This window comes from Rhodococcus sp. NFXS4 (assembly GCF_058139645.1).
The window spans coordinates 1,506,328-1,527,003 of sequence record NZ_CP192221.1 but is presented as its reverse complement, the minus strand read 5'-3'; the positions used below and the strand labels follow the sequence as shown (position 1 = coordinate 1,527,003).

General features: G+C 68.8%; 23 protein-coding genes and 2 tRNA genes. 11 read left to right on the top strand and 14 right to left on the bottom strand.

The window, feature by feature from the left end:
- Window positions 1–172: 172 nt before the first annotated feature.
- The 4 genes from J4E04_RS07150 to J4E04_RS07135 all read right to left on the bottom strand — a co-directional run bounded on the left by J4E04_RS07150 (window position 173) and on the right by J4E04_RS07135 (window position 3,363).
- Window positions 173–838, bottom strand: a complete 666-nt coding sequence (locus tag J4E04_RS07150; RefSeq protein ID WP_027505653.1) for an ATP-dependent Clp protease proteolytic subunit — start codon at window positions 836–838, stop codon at window positions 173–175.
- 79 nt (window positions 839–917) lie between these two features.
- A complete protein-coding gene (locus J4E04_RS07145; RefSeq protein WP_051613384.1) occupies window positions 918–1,514 on the bottom strand; it encodes an ATP-dependent Clp protease proteolytic subunit in 597 nt (198 codons plus the stop codon).
- A 241-nt stretch (window positions 1,515–1,755) separates the two neighbouring features.
- On the bottom strand, window positions 1,756–3,174 hold the full coding sequence (tig, locus tag J4E04_RS07140; RefSeq protein ID WP_056445908.1) for a trigger factor: 1,419 nt from the start codon (window positions 3,172–3,174) through the stop codon (window positions 1,756–1,758).
- Window positions 3,175–3,289: 115 nt separating this feature from the next.
- Window positions 3,290–3,363: transfer RNA gene (locus J4E04_RS07135), tRNA-Pro, on the bottom strand.
- A gap of 192 nt (window positions 3,364–3,555) precedes the next feature.
- Between J4E04_RS07135 and J4E04_RS07130 the strand changes: the two genes are divergently transcribed.
- Window positions 3,556–3,629: transfer RNA gene (locus tag J4E04_RS07130), tRNA-Gly, on the top strand.
- A 55-nt stretch (window positions 3,630–3,684) separates the two neighbouring features.
- Here J4E04_RS07130 and J4E04_RS07125 read toward each other — a convergent pair.
- A complete protein-coding gene (locus J4E04_RS07125; protein ID WP_051613329.1) occupies window positions 3,685–4,101 on the bottom strand; it encodes an STAS domain-containing protein in 417 nt (138 codons plus the stop codon).
- A gap of 229 nt (window positions 4,102–4,330) precedes the next feature.
- Between J4E04_RS07125 and J4E04_RS07120 the strand changes: the two genes are divergently transcribed.
- From J4E04_RS07120 to J4E04_RS07105, 4 genes are all read left to right on the top strand, one after another.
- Window positions 4,331–5,164, top strand: a complete 834-nt coding sequence (locus J4E04_RS07120; protein ID WP_222630270.1) for a universal stress protein — start codon at window positions 4,331–4,333, stop codon at window positions 5,162–5,164.
- Window positions 5,165–5,252: 88 nt separating this feature from the next.
- Window positions 5,253–6,587: an EAL domain-containing protein gene (locus J4E04_RS07115; RefSeq protein WP_222630268.1), complete on the top strand. Its 1,335-nt coding sequence runs from the start codon at window positions 5,253–5,255 to the stop codon at window positions 6,585–6,587.
- 18 nt (window positions 6,588–6,605) lie between these two features.
- The gene (locus tag J4E04_RS07110; protein ID WP_490150260.1) at window positions 6,606–7,622 is read left to right on the top strand and encodes an iron-containing redox enzyme family protein; all 1,017 of its coding nucleotides are present in this window, start codon (window positions 6,606–6,608) and stop codon (window positions 7,620–7,622) included.
- Between the two features lie 37 nt (window positions 7,623–7,659).
- Complete coding sequence (locus J4E04_RS07105; protein ID WP_490150259.1) at window positions 7,660–8,469, top strand: DUF1542 domain-containing protein; 810 nt, start codon at window positions 7,660–7,662, stop codon at window positions 8,467–8,469.
- A 113-nt stretch (window positions 8,470–8,582) separates the two neighbouring features.
- On the opposite strand, the gene J4E04_RS07100 is transcribed toward J4E04_RS07105, so the two are convergent.
- On the bottom strand, window positions 8,583–9,380 hold the full coding sequence (locus J4E04_RS07100) for an Fpg/Nei family DNA glycosylase (RefSeq protein WP_490150258.1): 798 nt from the start codon (window positions 9,378–9,380) through the stop codon (window positions 8,583–8,585).
- Between the two features lie 39 nt (window positions 9,381–9,419).
- Complete coding sequence (locus J4E04_RS07095) at window positions 9,420–9,917, bottom strand: ribose-5-phosphate isomerase (RefSeq protein WP_027505646.1); 498 nt, start codon at window positions 9,915–9,917, stop codon at window positions 9,420–9,422.
- 16 nt (window positions 9,918–9,933) lie between these two features.
- Here J4E04_RS07095 and J4E04_RS07090 point away from each other — a divergent pair, with 16 nt between their 5' ends.
- A complete protein-coding gene (locus J4E04_RS07090) occupies window positions 9,934–10,644 on the top strand; it encodes a DUF429 domain-containing protein (protein WP_490150257.1) in 711 nt (236 codons plus the stop codon).
- A 39-nt stretch (window positions 10,645–10,683) separates the two neighbouring features.
- Here the strand turns inward: J4E04_RS07090 and J4E04_RS07085 are convergent, their stop codons facing one another.
- Window positions 10,684–11,295: a DsbA family protein gene (locus J4E04_RS07085; protein ID WP_027505644.1), complete on the bottom strand. Its 612-nt coding sequence runs from the start codon at window positions 11,293–11,295 to the stop codon at window positions 10,684–10,686.
- A gap of 188 nt (window positions 11,296–11,483) precedes the next feature.
- On the opposite strand from J4E04_RS07085, the gene pepN reads away from it, so the two are divergent.
- Entirely contained in the window at window positions 11,484–14,066 is a 2,583-nt protein-coding gene (gene pepN, locus J4E04_RS07080; RefSeq protein ID WP_490150256.1) for an aminopeptidase N, read from the top strand.
- 82 nt (window positions 14,067–14,148) lie between these two features.
- Here pepN and J4E04_RS07075 read toward each other — a convergent pair whose 3' ends face one another.
- The 3 genes from J4E04_RS07075 to J4E04_RS07065 are packed head-to-tail and all read right to left on the bottom strand — an operon-like array spanning window position 14,149 to window position 15,633.
- Complete coding sequence (locus J4E04_RS07075; RefSeq protein ID WP_222638460.1) at window positions 14,149–14,631, bottom strand: DUF5130 family protein; 483 nt, start codon at window positions 14,629–14,631, stop codon at window positions 14,149–14,151.
- Entirely contained in the window at window positions 14,618–14,893 is a 276-nt protein-coding gene (ctaJ, locus tag J4E04_RS07070; RefSeq protein ID WP_261769336.1) for an aa3-type cytochrome oxidase subunit CtaJ, read from the bottom strand. The genes J4E04_RS07075 and ctaJ overlap by 14 nt, the downstream gene beginning before the upstream one ends.
- 17 nt (window positions 14,894–14,910) lie before the next feature.
- The gene (locus J4E04_RS07065) at window positions 14,911–15,633 is read right to left on the bottom strand and encodes an HNH endonuclease (RefSeq protein WP_231476311.1); all 723 of its coding nucleotides are present in this window, start codon (window positions 15,631–15,633) and stop codon (window positions 14,911–14,913) included.
- A gap of 236 nt (window positions 15,634–15,869) precedes the next feature.
- On the opposite strand from J4E04_RS07065, the gene J4E04_RS07060 reads away from it, so the two are divergent.
- Both J4E04_RS07060 and J4E04_RS07055 read left to right on the top strand, forming a co-directional pair.
- Window positions 15,870–16,823 (top strand): mechanosensitive ion channel family protein, encoded by a 954-nt coding sequence (locus tag J4E04_RS07060; protein ID WP_222630254.1) that lies wholly within the window; start codon window positions 15,870–15,872, stop codon window positions 16,821–16,823.
- A gap of 20 nt (window positions 16,824–16,843) precedes the next feature.
- Window positions 16,844–17,239, top strand: coding sequence for a globin (locus tag J4E04_RS07055; RefSeq protein WP_222630239.1), 396 nt, complete (start codon window positions 16,844–16,846; stop codon window positions 17,237–17,239).
- Between the two features lie 10 nt (window positions 17,240–17,249).
- Here J4E04_RS07055 and J4E04_RS07050 read toward each other — a convergent pair whose 3' ends face one another.
- Window positions 17,250–17,681 (bottom strand): cupin domain-containing protein, encoded by a 432-nt coding sequence (locus J4E04_RS07050; protein ID WP_222649368.1) that lies wholly within the window; start codon window positions 17,679–17,681, stop codon window positions 17,250–17,252.
- 107 nt (window positions 17,682–17,788) lie between these two features.
- On the opposite strand from J4E04_RS07050, the gene J4E04_RS07045 reads away from it, so the two are divergent.
- Window positions 17,789–17,932: a hypothetical protein gene (locus tag J4E04_RS07045; RefSeq protein ID WP_490150255.1), complete on the top strand. Its 144-nt coding sequence runs from the start codon at window positions 17,789–17,791 to the stop codon at window positions 17,930–17,932.
- Window positions 17,929–19,542, top strand: coding sequence for a glycoside hydrolase family 13 protein (locus tag J4E04_RS07040; protein WP_490150254.1), 1,614 nt, complete (start codon window positions 17,929–17,931; stop codon window positions 19,540–19,542). Before J4E04_RS07045 ends, J4E04_RS07040 begins: the two co-directional genes overlap by 4 nt.
- A gap of 21 nt (window positions 19,543–19,563) precedes the next feature.
- Here J4E04_RS07040 and J4E04_RS07035 read toward each other — a convergent pair whose 3' ends face one another.
- Together J4E04_RS07035 and J4E04_RS07030 are read right to left on the bottom strand one after the other, a co-directional pair.
- Complete coding sequence (locus J4E04_RS07035; RefSeq protein WP_373425210.1) at window positions 19,564–20,235, bottom strand: DUF8010 domain-containing protein; 672 nt, start codon at window positions 20,233–20,235, stop codon at window positions 19,564–19,566.
- Entirely contained in the window at window positions 20,232–20,663 is a 432-nt protein-coding gene (locus J4E04_RS07030; protein WP_027505634.1) for an acyl-CoA thioesterase, read from the bottom strand. The genes J4E04_RS07035 and J4E04_RS07030 overlap by 4 nt, the downstream gene beginning before the upstream one ends.
- Between the last annotated feature and the right edge of the window lie 13 nt (window positions 20,664–20,676).

The following is a 20,676-nucleotide window of genomic DNA, read 5'->3' as shown; positions in this document are numbered from 1 at the left end:
TTCGCGGTCGGAGGTCGACTTCTGACGCAACCCGAGCAGGCATGTCGGAGCGGCGTCGCACCCCCTCGGACGTGGGTGAATCGATGCAGTCCGGGGGCTCAGAACCGGCCGGAGCCACCCGTCCACGACCCGTCGTCCGGGCGTGTCGGGAGCGGCCTCCGGCCGGCCGGCGTCACTTGCGTGCGGAGAGCTTGCGGTACTCGAAGACGGTGTCGATGATCCCGTAGTCCTTGGCCTCCTCGGCCGTGAGGATCTTGTCGCGATCGGTGTCCTTGCGGATGACGTCGGCGTCCTTGCCGGTGTGGCGACCGAGGGTGGTCTCCATCAGACGACGCATGCGCTCGATCTCCCGAGCCTGGATCTCGAGGTCCGACACCTGGCCCTGCACACCGCCGGTGGACGGCTGGTGGATGAGGACGCGAGCGTTCGGCAGTGCCGCACGCTTGCCGGGGGCACCCGCTGCGAGCAGCACGGCGGCGGCCGACGCGGCCTGACCGAGGCAGACGGTCGCGACATCGGCGCGCACGTACTGCATCGTGTCGTAGATCGCCATCAGCGACGTGAACGAGCCACCGGGCGAGTTGATGTACATCGTGATGTCGCGGTCGGGATCGAGACCCTCGAGCACGAGCAGCTGCGCCATGATGTCGTTCGCCGAGGCGTCGTCGACCTGCACGCCGAGGAAGATGATGCGCTCCTCGAAGAGCTTGTTGTACGGGTTCGACTCCTTGACGCCGTAGCTGGAGTGCTCGACGAAGGACGGGAGGATGTAGCGGGAATCGGGCCCGGCGGGCGAGCTGGAGCCGGGGAGAGAACGGGGATCGAAGAGCTGGGACATCAGTACTCCAAGGGTGTGGGTGAAGAGATCGGACGACCGACAGGAGCGAGCGCGTCGCGCGCTGCGCTGTCCGGTCCGATCAGTTGTCGGCTCCGCTGGTGCCGCCGGCCTGCTCGGCGCGTGTGATGACGTGATCGACCATGCCGTACTCGAGGGCCTGCTGCGCCGTGAACCACCGGTCGCGGTCGGAGTCCTCGGTGACCTGCTCGAACGACTGGCCGGTGTGCTGTGCGATCAGTTCGGCCATCTCGCGCTTGGTGAGGGCGAACTGCTCGGCCATGATGGCGATGTCCGCCGCGCTGCCACCTATTCCGGCGGACGGCTGGTGCATCATGATGCGGGCGTGCGGCAGGGCGTAGCGCTTGCCCTTGGTCCCGGCGGTGAGCAGGAACTGGCCCATCGACGCCGCCAGGCCCATCGCGTAGGTCGCGACGTCGCACTCGGCGAAGTTCATCGTGTCGTAGATCGCCATGCCGGCCGAGACGGAACCGCCGGGCGAGTTGATGTAGAGCGCGATGTCGCGAGTGGGGTCCTCTGCCGAGAGCAGGAGGATCTGGGCGCACAGCTTGTTCGCGATGTCGTCGTCGACCTGCGTGCCGAGGAAGATGATGCGCTCACGGAGCAGACGCTCGTAGACGGAGTCGCTGAGGTTGAGTCCGGCGGTCGCGGACGTCATGGCCGGAGCGGTCACGATCGACCCTGCCTGACGGGACGGCCCTGCCTGGTCGGTGTTGGTCGCCGGGTTCGTGGTGGTCACGGTACCTGCCTTCTCGTGCTCGATGTGGTCTCGCCTGAACGAGTTTCTCGCCGTGAGCGCGAACGTTCCCTGTGGACGGAACGCTCACGTTCTCTGTCACCGACACTAACGAAGGACGGCGGCCCCGGAGTCCCGGAACCGCCGTCGTTCGCTGTGAGCGTTACTTCTGCTGTTCGCCCGCAGACGAATCGTCCGCAGCCGACTCGTCCGTGGACGACTCGATCTCCGCCGACTCGGTCTCGTCGGTGGCCTCGTCCTCGGGATCTCCGAAGAGCTCCTTGGTGTCGACGCTCGCACCGGCGGTGTCGGTCACGGAGACGCGATCGACGATCGCGGCGAGTGCCTTGCTGCGTCGGATGTCGGCGAACAGTGCGGGCAGCTGGTTGGCCTGCTGCACCTGCTGGATGAACTCCTCCGGTGCGATGCCGTACCGCTGTGCCTGGAAGACGATGTTCTGGGTCAGCTCTTCCTGTCCGACCTGGACCGACTCGGCGTCGGCGATGGTGTCGAGCAACAGCTGGGTGCGCACGGACTTCTCGGCACTCTCACGCGCGTTCGTGTCGAACTCCTCGCGCGAGGAGCCTGCGGCCTCGAGCTGCTGCGCGAGCTTGTCCTCGTCGTGGTCGAGCGGATGGATCGCGTCGTGCAGCGCGGAATCGACCTCGGCCTTGACGAAGGCCTCGGGAACCGGGACCTCGACGGACTCGAGCAGAGCCTCGAGCACCTTGTCGCGGATCTGTCCGGCCTGCTCGACCTTCTTGACGCGGGCCACGCGCTCGCGCAGATCGGCCATCAGCTCGTCGAACGTGTCGAACTGGCTCGCCAGCTGGGCGAACTCGTCGTCGGGCTCGGGCAGCTCGCGCTCCTTCACCGACTTCACCGTGACGGTGACCTGCGCTTCCCGGCCGGCGTGCTCACCGGCGAGCAGCGTCGTCGGGAACTCCTTGGAGTCACCCACGGACAGGCCGACGATCGCGTCGTCGAGACCCTCGATGAGCTGGCCGGAGCCGACCTCGTGGGACAGGCCCTCGGTCGAGGCCTCCGCGACGTCCTCGCCGTCGACCGTGGCCGACAGGTCGATGGAGACGAAGTCGCCGGTCTGCGCAGCGCGCTCGACACCGGTGAGGGTGCCGAAACGCTGACGCAGCGAGAGCAGCTGCTCGTCGACGGCCTCGTCGGTGATCTCGACCGGGTCGACGGTGACGGTGACGCTCGAGAAGTCGGGCAGCGTGATCTCGGGACGCACGTCGACCTCGGCGGTGAAGACGATCTCCTCGCCGTCCTCGAGTTTGGTGATCTCGATGTCCGGCTGGCCGAGGGGCTTCAGCTCGGTCGAGCTGAGCGCATCGTTGTACTTGGCGGGCAACGCGTCGTTGACCACCTGGTTCAGGACGTTCGCGCGGCCGACGCGTGCCTCGAGAAGCTTCGCGGGCGCCTTGCCGGGCCGGAACCCGGGCAGGCGGATCTGCTGAGCGAGCGTCTTGTAGGCGCGGTCGAAATCAGGCTTCAGCTCCTCGAAGGGCACCTCGACGTTGATACGGACTCGCGTCGGGCTCAGCTGCTCGACAGTGCTCTTCACGAACGTGCTCCTTCATCTGCTCGACTGCAGTGACTCGGTGTCGGACTGTGGTGGTGCGGGGTGGTTCCGGTGGGAAGGTGGATCTGGACCATTCGATCGCGGCGACCGACGTCTGTCGGGATGACAGGATTCGAACCTGCGACCCTCCGCTCCCAAAGCGGATGCGCTACCAAGCTGCGCCACATCCCGTTCCTCGTGCACGCCGTCACCCTCGATCGTGGCGATTCGCACCGGCAAGGCCACAGCGACGTGCGCCGACGATCCTACGGCGGTACCGCGGAGGCGCCGACGGCGGGCCGATTTCTCGATCGCGCGCGACGTTCGGTACAGTTCCTCAACGCAGGCGGCAGGAGCTGGCGATCCCAGCACCGCCGCAGGCATGCGGGCGTAGCTCAATGGTAGAGCCTCAGTCTTCCAAACTGATTACGCGGGTTCGATTCCCGTCGCCCGCTCCACGAACGCGAGAGCCCCCCGATTCACCGAATCGGGGGGCTCTCGTGTGTTCGGGGGTCAGCCGGCGTCGGACAGGACTCCGGCGCCGTCGCGCGCCGAGGTGACCAGCGACACTGCCTCGAAGATGCTTCCGCACACGGTGATCGGCGAGCAGACGCCGAGGAGCTCGAGCGGGCGCCGCACTGCGGGGTCGGTGGCCACCAGCACCATCGGACGGACCGACAGCGAGGACGCCGCGCCGAGGAGAAGGACGGCGCCAGCGCTGCCCAGGAAGGTGACGTCCGACAGGTCGAGAACCACGTCCTCGTGGCCGCGAGCGGCCACGCGTGCCAGGACCTCGCGGAGTTCGGGCGTGGTGCTCATGTCGATCTCGCCGCCGACCGACACCACGGCGACGTCGCCGCGTTCGTATTCGAGGACGGTGAGATCGGCAGCGTCGAAAGAGAAGTGGGTGTCGAGTCCGTGTGCGGTCATTGCTGTGTCTCCCGGTTCGTGTGCGTCGATCTCGTTCCTCGGCGTCTGCCTTAGATTCGCCCGCCAGAGTGACGAGGCTGCGTGCAGAGCATCACGATCCGATAACGTTCACAGCACATCGAGATAACACCGTTGCAGACTCAACTGCCTGTTCCGGGCATGACATCGCCTCGCGTCGGGAACACTGTGGTCATCTCGGCACCGTCCGTTCGAACCGCTGGAGGCCTGCATGCCCGTGTCCCACCCCGTCGTCGTCGGAGTCGACGGATCGTCCGCAGCGCTCGCGGCCGTGCGATGGGCCACGCGGCTCTGCACCGCTCGCGACCTGCCCCTCGTGCTGGTCACGGCGGTGTCCGCGCCGGCCTTCGCGGACGTCGACGACACTGCAGCGAGTGCACTCGACCGCATTCTCGCCGACGGAGTGGACGCGGCGCGGGCCGTGGCGGCCGACGTGTCGGTCTCCACCGAGACCCACCACGGCACCCCCGCCGGAGTACTGGTCGAACGATCGACGGACGCCGCGATGATCGTCGTGGGGACGCGGGGGCTCGGCGAGTTCACCGGAGGACTCTCCGCGTCGGTGAGCACGGCGGTGGCGACACACGCCTCGTGCGCCGTCACCGTGGTGCCTCTGGACACGCCGCCGAACGAGGGCACGGGACACGCCGTCGTCGTCGGCGTCGACGGCACGGACAACAGCGTGCCCGCCGTCCGCTGGGCGTTCGAGATCGCCTCGTCACGTGGGGCATCGCTGATCGCCGTGCACGCGTGGAGCGACATCGACGTTCCCGGCGGCCGCGGTCGGTCTGCCGAGGACGAGGAGGCCGTCCTCGCGGAGACGATGGCCGGGTGGTCGCAGGACTACCCCGACGTCGAGGTGGAGCGCGTGGTGGTCCAGGACCGGCCGGTGCGGGAACTCGTGGCCAGATCGGCCGAGGCGGACCTCGTCGTCGTGGGTCGCCGCGGGCGGGGTGGATTCACCTCGCTTCTGCTGGGATCGACCAGCCGAGCCGTGATGCACTCGGTGGACGTCCCTGTCACCGTCGTGCCGTCGCCCGTCTGATCCGTCCTCGCCCTCGCGAGGGGTGATCGGCCTACTGTTTCAGATGCTGCAGGCACGCGGACTCGGTCCGCCGACGAGAGGACCGGGCGTGGAAGAGATCCCCGCAGGCCTGACGGTCCACTCCCTCTACCAACCCGTCGTCGACCTCTCGACGCGCGCGCTGGTCGGCTACGAGGCCCTCGCCCGCGGCCCCGTCGGCACACCCTGGGAGTCACCCGCCGCACTGTTCGAGTCGGCGCGTGCGCACGGGACCGTCGGTCAGCTGGACTGGATGTGCCGCGTCAGTGCGCTCCGGGGGGCGCTGGAGGCCAATCTGCCGACCGGGTTGCAGTTGTTCGTCAACATGGAACCCAGCGCGATGAACCTCGCGCCTCCCGCGGGGGTGGCCGCTCTGCTCGCCGAGGCGTCGCGACTGTCGGTGGTCGTGGAGATCACCGAACGTGACCTGCTCGCCGACCCCGCATCGCTGCTCGAGGCAGTGGAACGAGTGCGCGACCGACGGTGGCTCGTGGCGGTGGACGACGTGGGAGCCGAGACGGCGAGCCTGGCCCTGCTGCCGTTCCTGCGGCCCGACATCATCAAGCTGGACATGACGTTCACCCAGCAGCGGGCGACGGCGGACACCGCGCGGGTGCTCGCGGCGGTCTCGGCGGAGTCCGACCGCACGGGCGCGGTGGTCCTCGCCGAGGGCATCGAGACCGAGGAACACCTGCATCTCGCGCGTGAGATGGGCGCTGCTCTCGGCCAGGGCTGGCTCTTCGGCACGCCCGCTCCGTTGCCGCGCCGTGAGCCACACGCCGGCCCGACCGCCGCCGACCTGCCGTCGGACTCCCCCTTCGCCGTCGGGCTCACCCACCGCATGCCGTCCGCGCCGACGCCCTTCGCACTCGCCGCGGCCACCGGTGGCATCCGCCGCGGGCGTCTGTCCCTGCTCTCCACGATCATCGACCAGTTCGCGCTCCACGCGGCGGCCACCGGACCGTCGACCATCGTGCTGGCCACGGTTCCGCACTCGTTCGAGGTGTCCGCCGAGCAGATGCATCAGGCCGCGCACCTCGCCGCGTCCGGGACGCTCGTCGCCCTGTTCGGACGAGGCGGCGCCGCGACCACACCGCCGGTGCCCGGCCTGCACACCATGAGGCTGCCCGCCGCGGACCCGCTGTTGCGGGAACTGTCGGTGATCGTCGTGAGCCCGCACTTCACCGCCGCCGTCATCGGAGCCGAAACGGACGGCGACGGATCGACCGAGTCGGACCCGGTGTTCGACTACCGCCTGACGTACGACCGCGAACTGGTGCTCGACGCGGCCACCCTGTTGCTCCGCCGCACCACGCCCGTACCGACCGAACCCGGATCGGGTCCGCTGCCCGTCTTCGGACCCCAGCGACCGCCGCGCATGTTCGGACACGGTCGAAACGGGTAGTCGGACGAGGTGACCGCGATGCTGAACGACACCCCGACCACCTCGACCCCGCCGACCGCAGCCGCGCTGCCGACGGCGCGTGGGCCGCTGTCCTCCGCCGTCCTGTCCACACTCGTGCAGTCCCCGTCGGACGCGGGCAGCGTCGTCGCCCCCCTCACGGACGCCGATCCCTACGGCGACGACCTTCATCTCGCGTTGTACCTCTGCTACGAACTGCACTACCGCGGGCTCCCCGGTGTGGACGACGCCTGGGAGTGGAATCCCGACCTCCTGCGTCTGCGTGCCGAGATGGAGAGCGCCTTCCTCGCCGACGTCCGTGCGCACGTGACGGTGGGCGGCTCGGCGGCCGACGAGATGGACCTGTTGTCGACGGAGCACGTCGACGGGTCCGGCCCGTCCTTCCACCTCCGCGACACCGGCACCGCCGAGCAGATGCGGGAGTACCTCGCGCACCGGTCGCTGTACCACCTCAAGGAGGCCGACCCCCACGCGTGGACGATCCCGCGGCTGCAGGGTCAGGCCAAGGCCTCCTACGTCGCCGTCGAGTTCGACGAGTTCGGCGGCGGGCGCGGAAGCCGGATGCACCAGAACCTCTTTCGCGACCTCCTGGCAGCGGCGGGACTCGACGCGACCTACCTCGGTTACCTCGACCGGGTGGGTGCACCGACCCTCGCACCGGTCAACCTGATGTCGATGTTCGGTCTGCACCGATCGCTGCGGGGTGCCGCCGTCGGACACCTCGCCGCGACCGAGATCACCTCCTCACCCGGATCGCAGCGGCTGGTGAAAGCGTTGCAGCGGTTGGAGTTCCCGGCCGAGTGCGTCGCGTTCTACGCCGAGCACGTCGAGGCGGACGCGGTGCACGAGCAGGTCATGCGACACGACGTGGTGGGCGACCTCATCGCGCGCGAACCGGAACTCGAGGCGGACGTCGTCTTCGGGATGCGCGCCATCGACCACGTCGAGAACGTCCTGGCGGACCATCTCATGGACGCGTGGAGCAACGGTCGAGAGTCGCTGCGCCCCGCGTCGTGATCCGCGACCGGAACCGGACTCTCCGTACACTGGGACCATGGAACCTCTGCTCCTGATCATCGTCGTCGTGGCTCTGGTCGTCGGCGTCGTCGTCGTGTCCCAACGCAGGTCCGGCCGACGGAGTCTCGAGTCGCTCGACGACGCCAAGGCCGACGCACGTCAGGCCATCGAGCGCCTCGGCGGCCAGGTGTACAACCTGGTGGGCTCGGACACTGCCTCCAAGCAGGCTCTGTCCGACGCGTCCGAGCGCTACACGGCCGCGGGCTCACAGATCGATCAGGCGCAGTCCCCCACCCAGGCGCGTCTGGCCAAACAGACTGCGCTGGAAGGGCTCTACTACATCCGCGCTGCCCGGCTGGCGATGGGCATGGACCCCGGCCCCGAGGTCCCCACCATCGACGGACAGAAGTCCGCGGGCGAGGTCACCGAGGAACGCACCGTCGACTACGAGGGTCGGGCCGTGACCGCGAGCCCCGGACCGTCCGAGAAGACGCCGAACTACTACCCCGGCGGACGCGTGGCGGGTCGCCCCGTCCCCGCGGGCTGGTACTCCGAGCCGTGGTGGAAGCCCGCCCTCGTGGCCGGCGCGTGGGGCATGGGATCCATGTTCCTGTTCTCCGCGATGTTCTCCGGGATGGCCGGCGTGGGCTACGGGGCGGACAACTTCGCCAGCGGTGAGGGCGACGGGACCGACATGAGCGACATGGGCGGCGACACGGGTGACGGTGGCGGCGACATGGGCGGCGATGCCGGGGGCGACTTCGGCGGTGGTGGCGATTTCGGCGGTGGTGGCGACTTCGGCGGTGGTGGCGACTTCGGGGGCGGCGGCGACTTCGGAGGTTTCTGACCTCCACGGGCGCCGGTCCGCACACCCCCCCGGTGCCGTGCACCCCGTCCAGTCAGCGGAACCGGGTGCGCGCCCCCCGGAACTCGTGCGGACGGATCAGTGCTCGACCGACCTCACGTCGCCTGACACGTCGGGCACCAGAAGAGGTTGCGGCCCTTCATGTCCGCGGTGAGAATCGTCGTGCCGCAGATCAGGCACGGCTGGCCGTTCCGCTTGTAGACGTAGGAACGCGGGCGTCCCGGTCCACGCGACCCGGTGCCCGAGTCGTGTTCCCTGTCCAGCGTGATGATGCGCCCGCGTCGCACGCCCACCTTCATCAACTCGACGAGATCCGTCCACATCTCGTCCCACTCCTCGTGGTCGAGGTGCTTGCCCGTGCGGAACGGGCTCACGCGGTGCCGGAACAGCAGCTCGGCCCGGTAGACGTTGCCGATGCCGGCGATGACGTCCTGCTCCATCAGCAACGCGCCGACCGCCATGGCCGACTTGTGGATCCGGTGGAACGCCTTCTCCGGGTCGGACTCCTTGCGCAGCGGATCGGGACCCAGGCGCGCCACCAGCGCGTCGACCTGAGTGTCGTCGAAGATCTCGCAGCGGGTGGGGCCGCGCAGATCGGTGCCGTACTCCTCCCCCACCATGCGCATCCGCACCTGGCCGACGGGCTCCTTCATGGGAACGGACTGCTCGCCGAACTTTCCGTACAGCCCGAGGTGGACGTGGACGATCGCCCCGTTGTCGTACCGGTGGAGCAGATGCTTGCCCCAGGCGTCGGCGCGCTTCAGGACATGCCCGGAGACCCACTCGGCACCGTCGACGAAACGTCCCTGCGGACTGGACACCTCGATGACCTGGCCGCCGAAACGCTTCTGGTGCAGTCGCGCCAGACGATGGAGAGTGTGCCCCTCGGGCATGGGTGGTACCTGACTACTCGGGCTGTGGTGCGGACCCTCTTATTCGGAGCCGCCGTCGGCCGAGGGTGCACCGGGAACGGCCGGCGCGTCGCCGGTGCGCTCGTACTCGGACAGGATGTCGATGCGGCGCTGGTGGCGCTCCTCGCCCGACCACGGGGTCTCGAGGAACGCGTCCACGATCGCGAGCGCCTCGGGCAGCGTGTGCATGCGGCCGCCGATGCCGATCAGCTGCGCCTTGTTGTGCTGACGCGCGAGCTGGGCCGTCTCGACGCTCCAGGCGAGAGCACACCGCGCGCCGGGGACCTTGTTGGCCGCGATCTGCTCACCGTTGCCGGAGCCACCGAGCACCAGTCCGAGGCTCTCCGGGTCGGCGACCGTGCGGCGAGCCGCCTCGATGCAGAACGCCGGGTAGTCGTCCACCGCGTCGTACGTGAACGCACCGCAGTCGATCGGCTCGTGTCCCGATTCCCGCAGGTGGTCGATGATCTGATTCTTGAACTCGAAGCCGGCGTGATCGGCACCCAGGTATACGCGCATGGCTAGAGTTTGACAGGTGCCCCCCTCCGCCCCGACGCCACCGTGCGGGTGGGGCCCCGTCGCCGGGGTGGACGGCGCCGCGGGCCGGTGGGTGGTGGCTCGCCTCCACGAGGGACGAGTGTCGTTGACCCTGGTCGACACCGTCGCGGCCGTCCTGGACACCACCCGGGACTGCGCGGCCGTCGGGGTCGACATGCCGCTGACCGTTCCCGACGCCGGAGTGCGAGCGAGCGAACTCCAGGTTCGGACGTTCCTGGGCCCGGCGCGATCGTCGCTCTTCCCCACGCCGGTACGCGACGCGGTGTGGGCGGCCTCCTGGGAGGACGCCTGCGTGATCGCCCGCGCGCGCACGGGCAAGGCCATCAGCAAGCAGTCGTGGTACCTCACCGACCACATCCGGGCCTGGGACGCGGCCGACCCCGACAGCGCACGGGTGATCGAGGTGCACCCGGAATCGTCGTTCCGGGCACTCGCCCCCGCCACCCGCTTCACGTCGAAGAAACGAGCCCGCGGCATCGCGCAACGGCTGCAAGCACTCTCGGTGGTGGTGGACGTGCCGGCGCTGCTGGAGGCCACGAGTGCGATCGAGGACGGGCCCGCGATGGACGACGTGCTCGACGCGGTGGCGGCCGCCTGGTCCGCGCGCCGCTGGCTCGGCGGCGAGGCACTGGAGTTCGGGGACGGCACTCGCGATCGCCGCGGCCGTCCCGACCTCATCGTGGTCTGACGCACCCCGCCGGCATCACCGACGGGGTGCGCGGTCGACTCAGTCGAACTGCGGGTCCTCGTTGCGAGAACGCTTGAGCTCGAAGAAGTGCGGGTACGACGCGAAGATCACCGACGCGTCCCACAGCTTGCCGGCCTCCTCGCCGCGCGGGATCCTCGACAGCACGGGACCGAAGAAGGCGACACCGTTGACGTGGATGGTCGGCGTGCCGACGTCCTTGCCCACCTTGTCCATTCCCGCGTGGTGGCTCTTGCGCAGCGCGTCGTCGAACTCACTGCTCGCGGCCGCCTCGGCCAACGAGGCCGGGAGGTCCAGTGCAGCGAGCGACTTCTGGATCACGTCCGGGAAGTCCTTGTTGCCCTCGTTGTGGATTCGCGTCCCCATCTCGGTGTAGAGCGGCGCGAGGATCTCGTCGCCCTTCTCCTGCGCGGCCGCGATCGCGACGCGGACGGGACCCCACGCCTTCTTCATCATGTCCTGGTACTCGTCGGGAAGATCGCGTCCCTCGTTGAGGACCGCCAGGCTCATGACGTGGAAGTTCGTCTCGATGTCGCGAACCTTCGCCACCTCGAGAATCCAGCGCGAGGTGATCCAGCACCACGGGCAGAGCGGGTCGAACCAGAAATCTGCCACGTCCTTGCTATCGCTCACGTCGGTCCTTTCGTCGTCGGGTAGTGCTCGGTGTTCGGCTGGTCTGCGGAGCGTCCCGCACAGTGGGCCGGTGACACGAACTCTGCACACCTGTTCTACCCGCCCGCGGCGACCGGCGTCATGATGGGATGGAGACAGCCGCGACCGCAGTTCGGCGGTGGCAGAAGAAATCGACAGAAAGGGTGCACGTGGTTGCCCCCAATTTGACCAGGGACCAGGCAGAGGAACGGTCCTCGCTGCTCACGGTCACGCACTACTCCATCACTCTCGACCTGACGGACGGAGCCGGTGGCCCGGGCGAGAAGACCTTCTCCTCGACCACCACCGTCACCTTCGACGCGACCGCCGGAGCCTCCAGTGTCGTCGACATCGTCGCCGCCTCGGTGAGCTCCGCGACGCTCAACGGAACCGACGTCGACGTCTCCTCCTACGACGAGTCGACGGGCATCGCGCTCACCGACCTCGCGGAGCACAACGAGCTCGCCGTGGTCGCGGAGTGCGTCTACTCCCATACCGGTGAGGGCCTGCACCGCTTCGTCGATCCGTCGGACGGCTCCGTCTACCTGTACAGCCAGTTCGAGACCGCGGACGCCAAGCGCATGTTCGCGTGTTTCGATCAGCCGGATCTCAAAGCGACCTTCGACGTGACGGTGACGGCACCGAAGGACTGGGCCGTCATCTCCAACGCGGCTGCCGCGGAGACCTCCGAGGCGTCCGGTGCCACGACGCACGTGTTCGAGACGACTCCCGTGATGAGCACCTACCTCGTCGCGCTCATCGCCGGCCCGTACGCGCAGTGGACCGATTCCTACTCGGACGACCACGGCACCATTCCGCTCGGAATCTACTGCCGCGCATCGCTGTCGGAGTACATGGACGCCGATCGCCTCTTCACCGAGACCAAGCAGGGCTTCGAGTTCTACCACCGTAACTTCGGTGTCCCGTACGCCTTCGGCAAGTACGACCAGCTGTTCGTGCCCGAGTTCAACGCGGGCGCCATGGAGAACGCCGGCGCGGTGACCTTCCTGGAGGACTACGTCTTCCGGTCCAAGGTGACGCGCTACTCCTACGAGCGCCGCGCCGAGACCGTGCTGCACGAGATGGCCCACATGTGGTTCGGCGATCTCGTGACCATGCGGTGGTGGGACGACCTGTGGCTCAACGAGTCCTTCGCCACGTTCGCGTCGGTGCTCTGCCAGTCGGAGGCCACCGAGTACACCAGCGCGTGGACCACGTTCGCGAACGTCGAGAAGAGCTGGGCCTACCGCCAGGACCAGTTGCCGTCGACGCACCCCATCGCCGCGGACATTCCCGATCTCGCCGCAGTCGAGGTCAACTTCGACGGCATCACCTATGCCAAGGGCGCCAGCGTCCTCAAGCAGCTCGTCGCCTACGTCGGGCTCGAGGACTTCCTCGCGGGCCTGCGCAGCTACTTCCGCGACCACGCCTTCGGCAACGCGACCTTCTCGGATCTGCTGTCGGCTCTCGAGGCCTCGTCCGGTCGCGACCTGTCGGACTGGGGTGATCAGTGGCTGCGCACCACCGGCCTGAACACACTGACACCGGAATTCGAGATCGACGACGACGGCAACTACTCGTCCTTCTCCGTCGTGCAGGGGGCCGCGGCACCCGGCAAGGGTGAGCGCCGCGTGCACCGCATCGCCGTCGGCATCTACGACGGTGACGACTCCGGCGCGCTCACTCGCACCCAGCGGGTCGAGCTCGACGTCGAGCCGCAGGAGCGCACCGAGGTTCCCGCGCTGGTGGGCACGCCCGCCGGTCGGTTGGTGCTCGTCAACGACGACGACCTGACGTACTGCTCGCTGCAGCTGGATCCGACCTCGCTCGAGACGCTCATCGCGCGCATCGGCGACATCACCGAGTCGCTTCCTCGCACCCTGGCGTGGTCGGCGGCGTGGGAGATGACCCGGCAGGCCGATCTGAAGGCACGCGACTTCGTCGCACTGGTGCAGCGCGGCATCACCTCCGAGACCGAGGTCGGAGTCGTGCAGCGGCTCCTGCTGCAGGCGCAGACCGCGCTCGGCAGCTATGCCGAGCCGGGGTGGGCGCAGTCCACGGGATGGCCCGAGTTCGCCGACCGCCTCCTCGAGCTGGCGCGCGCGGCCGACGGTGGGTCGGATCATCAGCTGGCCTACGTCAACGCGCTGGCCTCGTCCGTGCTGGCCGAGCGCCACACGACAGTGCTGCAGGCGCTGCTCGACGGAGACGTGGACGGCCAGGATCTGGGCGGCCTCACCGTCGACACCGATCTGCGCTGGCGGTTCGTCACCGCTCTGGCTCGCAGCGGCGCGATCGACACGGGGTCCGACACACCCGTGATCGACGCCGAGGCCGAGAAGGACAACACCGCGGCCGGTGCCCGCAACGCGGCGGCGGCGCGAGCTGCCCGCCCGCAGGCCTCGGTCAAGGAGGAGGCGTGGACCACGGTCATCGACAACGACTCCCTACCCAACATCACCGCACGTGCCATCATCGGCGCGTTCCCCGGTGCGGGCCAGGGAGAGTTGTTGGAGCCGTTCGTCTCCCGCTACTTCGACGCCATCTCCGATGTGTGGGCACGTCGTTCCAGCGAGGTCGCGCAGACCGTCGTCGTCGGTCTGTACCCGACCTGGTCCATCAGTGAGCAGTCGGTGGCGGCGGCGGACGAGTTCCTCGCGGGCGACCACCCGCCGGCCCTCGCGCGCCTCGTCGTCGAGGGTCGCGCGTCCGTGGTGCGGTCGCTCGCCGCTCGAGCGGCGGACGGTGCCTGACCGCACCTGACTCGCGCACGGACAAGGGCCCATCATCCTCGCGGATGATGGGCCCTTGTCTCTGTGCCGGGGTGGCGCCGTGTCAGGCGGACGGGCCGGTGATCGCCGCGCTCATGACGCGCACGGCGGCGACGAGGCCGTCGATCAGGTCGCCGTCACGGAAGGATCCCGTGGCCGCGGTGATACCGAGCTGGGCGATGCGGTCGTCGACGAGATGGGCGACGCCTCGACCGGAACGAACCTCGATGGCGTGCTGGTTCGGTGAGACCGCGATGAGCACCGAGTACTCGGCCTCGGGCGTTCCCGCGAGAGCGGCGTCCGCACCCGCGGCGGTGTCGGGGCCGAGGTCACCGACCAGCACGTTGAAGCGGATGCCCGTACGGCGGGTGGCCTCGATGAGCGACTCGTCGAGCTGGATCAGCTCGTCGGTCGCGAACGGGGACAGGTCGGGGTTGACGGTGCCCACCTGGTGCACACCGGAGACTCGACCGCTCGCGGTCACCACATGGCCGACGGGAAGGTTCTCCTCGTCGATCCGACGGGTCGAGAGTTCACCACTTGCCACTTGCCCGGCCTCCTACCAGCGAAGCCGAACCCGCGGTGAGTTCGGCGTGTGTCGAATGCGCAGCGTGCTGCGAGTACGGCGTCACCTCGTCCGTGGCCGACCACAGCACCGGGGCGTGGTCCCACTGCTGCCCGAGTCGGTAGGGGGCGGGACGCGGCGCGGGATCGGTCGACGTGATCTTCGCGAACACGAAGAGCGCGAGGAACAGTGCCAACGGAATCAGTCCGAAGATCAGCGCGGTTTCGAGGATGCTCACGCCCATCACCTTAGTGGACGGTGTCAGGCCGCGCCCTCACCCAGGTACGGCAGCCAGGTCGGATCGAGTTCCTTGATGCTCGCGAGCAGTCGCCAGTGCGGACCCTTCGGCGGGACCAGCGCGGCGCGCAGGGTCCACCCCAGCTCGCTGAGCATCTTGTCCGCCTTGCGGTGATTGCAGGAAGCGCAGCACGCGACGCAGTTCTCCCAGGAGTGACCGCCGCCGCGACTGCGCGGCACCACGTGGTCGATGGTCTCGGCCTTGGAACCGCAGTACGCGCACCGGAAACGGTCCCGATGCATCAGAGCCGCCCGCGTCATCGGGATGCGCGCCCGGTAGGGCACCCGCACGTACGAGCGGAGGCGGATGACCGACGGCACCTGCAGAGCGATGTCCGCCGAGTGGACGACGGGACCGTCGTCGTCGTCGTGCACCACGACGGCCTTCTCGCAGACCAGCAGGACGACGGCACGCCGCATGGGCAGCGCGGTGAGTGGTTCGAACGTGGCGTTCAGGAGGAGTACGCGCCGCTTCACCCAGGCGGGGACGGCGTCCTCGTGATCGAGGTGCCCGTCGACGTCGGCCGGATCGGAGTGATCGGTGACGGCGTGCAACGACGCGCCGCCGAAGACGACAGGGTGTTCGGACTGGGGTCGCGCCCCCGACGCGCCGCCCTGCACGGCGTCGGTGGGCGACAGTTGTCGATGCCCGGCCCGAACCTTCGCGACAGTCCCGCTCTTCTTCATGCCACCTCCAGTGACCACTGCGCGCGGCGCGACTACCACTGGTTTGCGACAGCCACCGCCCGCACGTGAAGACCAACCACAGTGCATCACGAATCGGTGCCGTTCGCACGCTCATTCGAGGTCCGGCCGACGGCCACGCGGTGAACTCCGGGTGTCCCCCCGCACGGGTGGCGGGGTGGGTGCCGAGACGGGTGGTGACAGGTGGCGTGCGCCGAGGAGATCCGTAGACTTTTCGGGTGTATTCCTTCGACCCGAACGACGTCCTCGCCCTCTCGCTCTCCGACACCGGTCGCGACTGGCTGATCCAACGCCCGCTCCAGGTTCTGGGGTACGCCCTGCTCGCCGTGGTTCTGCGTTACGTCCTGCACCGCATGATCGACCGGTTCACCAGCCGCTCACCCGGCGCGGGTCGCAGCGCTGCGGGTAAACCGCCCCTGCTGAGGCCGCTGCGCGAACGTGCCCCCGCCGGCGTCACCACCACCATCCTGAACGAGCGCCGCAACCAGCGCGCCCGCACCATCGGTTCGGTGCTCAAGTCGGCGGTCTCCGTCGGCATCCTGGTCTGGTTCGTGCTCTCCGCGCTCTCCATCGTCGGTGTGAACGTCGCCCCCTTCATCGCGTCCGCAGGCATCGTGGGTGTCGCGCTCGGTTTCGGCGCGCAGAACCTCGTCCGCGACTTCCTCTCCGGCATCTTCATGCTGCTCGAGGACCAGTACGGAGTCGGCGACATCGTCGATCTCGGCGAGGCATCGGGCACGGTCGAGACCGTGGGCCTGCGGGTCACCACGGTCCGCGACATCTCCGGGACGCTCTGGTACGTCCGCAACGGCGAGGTGCTGCGTGTCGGCAACATGAGCCAGGGTCACGCCGTCGCGGTGTTGGACCTCCCCGTCAGTCATTCCGCCGACATCGACGTCGCGTGCGAGGTGGCCGAGCGCACGGCGCGCGAGTCCATCGAGCGTGGCGAGTTCCAGGAGGACATTCTCGAGGCCCCGCAGATGCTCGGCGTCGACGCCGTCACGTCGGACACGGTGACGCTGCGCCTGACCATCAAGGTCCGACCCGGCCGGCAGTGGGCCGTGCAGCGCCAGTTGCATCGTCAGATCCTCGACGCCTTCGACGAGTCCGGCATCGCGGCGCCCTACCCCAACGGGCGGCCCTTCGGACCCGCCCCGAGTATGAGCACGTGATCGTGGAGAACAATGGAGCCATGACCGAGCCGGCACAGACCTTCTACGACGCGGTCGGCGGTGCGGAGACGTTTCGCACCCTGACCGCGCGCTTCTACGCCGAGGTCGAGCGGGACGAGATTCTGCGGCGGCTGTACCCGGAGGAGGACCTGGGCCCGGCGGAGCGCCGGATGCGCATGTTCCTCGAGCAGTACTGGGGTGGTCCGCGTACCTACTCGGACGAGCGCGGCCACCCGCGTCTGCGGATGCGGCACTCGCCGTTCGTCATCGGGCCGTTCGAGCGCGACGCCTGGCTGCGCGCGATGCACACGGCCCTGGCGTCGATCGACTCGGACACGATGGACGATGTGCATCGACAGCAGTTCGTCGACTACATCGAGATGGCGGCGAACTCGATGGTGAACTCGCCGTTGTAGTGCTGCGCGCTCAGCCGAGGGCGCCGGAGCGGCTCTTGCCCCGCAGCTTGCGGGCGACACGCATCGCGAACCACAGGGGACGCGGGATGTGGGGGCGCAGGATGGCGTGCTTGCGCACGTAGTGCGGCACGTGCCACTCGGCCCAGGTGCCGGCGTAGAACAGAGCGGCATCCCCGGCGCGGAGCACGCGGGGCTCGTTGCCCGCGGACTGGACGACGACCTCGCCCTCGATCACGTGGATGGTCTCGTCCTGCTCGAAGTACCAGTTGAAGGTGCCGGCGGTGCAGTCCCAGACCCACGACGACGTGGTGGTGTCCGGGCTGCAGGACCACTGACCGCTGCGCGCGACGGGAGCACCCTCGAGGATCCACGAAGGATCGATCGGAGCCGGCAGGAGCTCGACGGAGTCGAGACTCACGGCTTCGAAAACAGGAGTCGTCATGGAGGTTCCTTTACCGTCGCTTGAAGTTCCGCCTGAAAATACCCCACCAAACAAACTTTGGGTAGTTTTCACGCCGATCGTCCCGATTTTCTTGACCTTCCCATGGCATGAACAGCGGACGCGTGGTGATTCTCGTGGGAGCCGGGGAGGCCGGAGGCCGGTCGTCGGGACAGGCCGGGCAGGCCGGAGGGGTCGTGGTGACGGGCGCACCGCCCCTCGCGGCTCGGCCTTTGGCACTATTGCGCCTGTGAGCACTCCGATCGACGCGTCTGCCGGCCCGTCCCCCGCCGACGGCCCGTCCGCCCCGGCCCCCTGGTGGTCCGACGCCGTCTTCTACCAGATCTACCCCCGCTCGTTCGCGGACTCCGACGGCGACGGGATCGGTGATCTGGGTGGCATCCGGGACAAGCTCGGATACCTGGAACTGCTCGGCGTCGATGCACTCTGGCTCAGCCCGGTGATGCGGTCGCCGATGGTCGACCACGGATACGACGTGTCCGATCCACGCGACATCGATCCGCTGTTCGGATCTCTCGAGACGATGGACGCCGTGGTGACGGAGGCGCACGCGCGGGGCATGAAGGTCACGATGGACCTGGTGCCGAACCACACGAGCGATCAGCACGAATGGTTCCAGGCCGCTCTGGCCGCGGCGCCCGGGAGCCCGGAGCGGGCCCGCTACGTGTTCCGGGACGGCAAGGGCGACGGCTCCGAGCCGCCGAACAACTGGCCCAGCATCTTCGGCGGTCCCGCGTGGCACCGCGTCACCGAGGCGGACGGCACGCCCGGTCAGTGGTACCTCCACATCTTCGCGCCCGAGCAGCCGGATCTGAACTGGACCGAACCCGAGGTGCTCGCCGACCTGGAGGCGACGATCCGGTTCTGGCTCGACCGCGGTGTCGACGGGTTCCGCATCGACGTGGCCCACGGCATGGCCAAGCCGGCGGATCTCCCGGACATGGATCTGTCCGTGAACGAGCTGATGCGCAACGAGGACGGGGACCCCCGTTTCGACGACGACGGGGTGCACGAGATCCACCGCGCCATCCGCCGGGTCGTGGACGAGTACGACGGCGCGATGACGGTCGGCGAGGTGTGGGTCCAGGACAACGAACGCTTCAGTCGCTACATCCGTCCCGACGAGCTCACCCTGGGCTTCAACTTCCGGCTGGCCGAGTCCGCGTTCGACGCCTCGGCCATCAGGGATGCCGTCGACAACTCGCTCGACGCGGTCGACCGTGTCGGCGGCACGCCGACGTGGACCCTGTCCAACCACGACGTCGACCGCGAGGTCACCCGGTACGGCGGAGGTGAGCAGGGTCTGCAGCGAGCACGCGCGATGGCCCTGGTCCTGCTGGCGCTCCCCGGTGTCGTGTTCGTCTACAACGGCTCCGAGCTCGGGCTGCCCAACGCGGACCTCCCCGACTCCGCTCTGCAGGATCCCGCCTGGTTCCGATCCGGCGGCCAAGAACGCGGACGAGACGCGTGCCGCGTCCCGCTGCCGTGGGAGGGCACCGAGCCGCCGTTCGGATTCTCGACGGCGCGGGAGACCTGGTTGCCGATTCCCGCCGAGTGGGCCCCGCTGACCGTGGAGAGCCAACTCGAGGACGTGGACTCCATGCTGAGCCTCTATCGGACGGCGTTGAGCCTGCGGGCCGCGCGGCCGGAGTTCAGCGAGCCCGGAGTCGAGTGGTACGGGAGCCCTCCCGGGTGTCTGGCGTTCCGGCGCCGCGGCGGCGTCATCTGCGCTCTGAACACCACGTCTGAGCCCATTACCCTGCCGCCGGGAGCGCTGCTGCTCGCCAGCGCACCGCTGCAGGACGGGCTGCTTCCGGCCGACGCGGCGGCCTGGCTCGTCTGAGCGAGTCGCGGTGCGGGTCGGTCAGGACACCATGAGCGGGATCGTGGCGCCCCGGCTGCGGAACACCGATCCGTAGCGGGCGTCGAGCCGGATCCAGGACCGAGCGATTCGCACCCGGACGCGCGCGTCGTCCGCACTCCGCGACGAGTCGGACACCGTGGGCACGAACTTCATGGCGTTGAGCGCGAAGATCATGCGCATCGACACGGGCACCGCCTCGCCGTCGGCCTCGACGGTCACCACGTCCTGATCGAGCAGCGACACGGGCGGGCCGTGATCGGTTCCGTGTTCGCGGGCCAGGGCGACACCACGCTCGGCCAGCTCCACGAACACCGGACCGGGGACGTCGTCCACATGGGTCCACCCGGCGTCCGGCGGCACCGGACCGCGCCAGGCGGAGTCCATGCCGAAGCCGGGATCGAACGGTGCAGGTCCGGCGGATCGCATCGCCGAGAGGAGCCCGTCCGCGGCCACGGTGACGTCCGACGGCAGCACCCGGGCGCGGATCACGCGGGCGGCGAGGACGTCGAATCCGGTCTCGATCCACGCGACCACGTGACTGTCACCGCGGCGCCGGAGGCGCACCACCGCGCCCGGGTCGAGCCGCGCGGCGTGGGTCAGGAAGGTCGACAGATCGTCCCGGTCCCGCGAGTCCGGGACGGTCACCGACCGCTCGGCCAGCGCACCCGTCACGGCCGCTGCCAGCGCTGCAGGTACTCACGCTCGTCGCCGGACAGCCGGCGCAGGCGCTGGGTGTCGATGTCGAAGGCTGCGATCTGCGTGGACGCCACGATGGCCGGCGGAGTACTCATCGGTGCGCCGTGCGGGCGCACCTCGTATCCCGCCGTGAAGTCGACGGCCCGCAACTGCTCCACCCACATGAACACGTCGAGAGGCGTGTCCTCGTGGCGCAACTGGCCGCGGTAGCGCACGTGCAGGTCGGCGATCACCGCACTGTTCCGCAGGGTCGCGGTGGGGACACCGTCGGCCATGAGCCACGGGATGCGGGCCTCCTCCAGCAGCGTCACCATGCGTGCGTGGTTGATGTGCTGGTACACGTCCATGTCCGACCAGCGCACCTCGACGGGGCAGTGGAAGCCGATGAGCTCGTCGTCTGTCACTCCCCCAACCTAT

Coding starts and splice junctions, on each gene's coding strand:
- J4E04_RS07150 (WP_027505653.1), bottom strand. CDS start 838: ATGTCCCAGCTCTTCGATCCCCGTTCTCTCCCCGGCTCCAGCTCGCCC.
- J4E04_RS07145 (WP_051613384.1), bottom strand. CDS start 1,514: ATGACGTCCGCGACCGCCGGACTCAACCTCAGCGACTCCGTCTACGAG.
- J4E04_RS07125 (WP_051613329.1), bottom strand. CDS start 4,101: ATGACCGCACACGGACTCGACACCCACTTCTCTTTCGACGCTGCCGAT.
- J4E04_RS07120 (WP_222630270.1), top strand. CDS start 4,331: ATGCCCGTGTCCCACCCCGTCGTCGTCGGAGTCGACGGATCGTCCGCA.
- J4E04_RS07110 (WP_490150260.1), top strand. CDS start 6,606: ATGCTGAACGACACCCCGACCACCTCGACCCCGCCGACCGCAGCCGCG.
- J4E04_RS07105 (WP_490150259.1), top strand. CDS start 7,660: ATGGAACCTCTGCTCCTGATCATCGTCGTCGTGGCTCTGGTCGTCGGC.
- J4E04_RS07100 (WP_490150258.1), bottom strand. CDS start 9,380: ATGCCCGAGGGGCACACTCTCCATCGTCTGGCGCGACTGCACCAGAAG.
- J4E04_RS07095 (WP_027505646.1), bottom strand. CDS start 9,917: ATGCGCGTATACCTGGGTGCCGATCACGCCGGCTTCGAGTTCAAGAAT.
- ctaJ (WP_261769336.1), bottom strand. CDS start 14,893: ATGGGCGTGAGCATCCTCGAAACCGCGCTGATCTTCGGACTGATTCCG.
- J4E04_RS07065 (WP_231476311.1), bottom strand. CDS start 15,633: ATGAAGAAGAGCGGGACTGTCGCGAAGGTTCGGGCCGGGCATCGACAA.
- J4E04_RS07055 (WP_222630239.1), top strand. CDS start 16,844: ATGACCGAGCCGGCACAGACCTTCTACGACGCGGTCGGCGGTGCGGAG.
- J4E04_RS07050 (WP_222649368.1), bottom strand. CDS start 17,681: ATGACGACTCCTGTTTTCGAAGCCGTGAGTCTCGACTCCGTCGAGCTC.
- J4E04_RS07045 (WP_490150255.1), top strand. CDS start 17,789: ATGAACAGCGGACGCGTGGTGATTCTCGTGGGAGCCGGGGAGGCCGGA.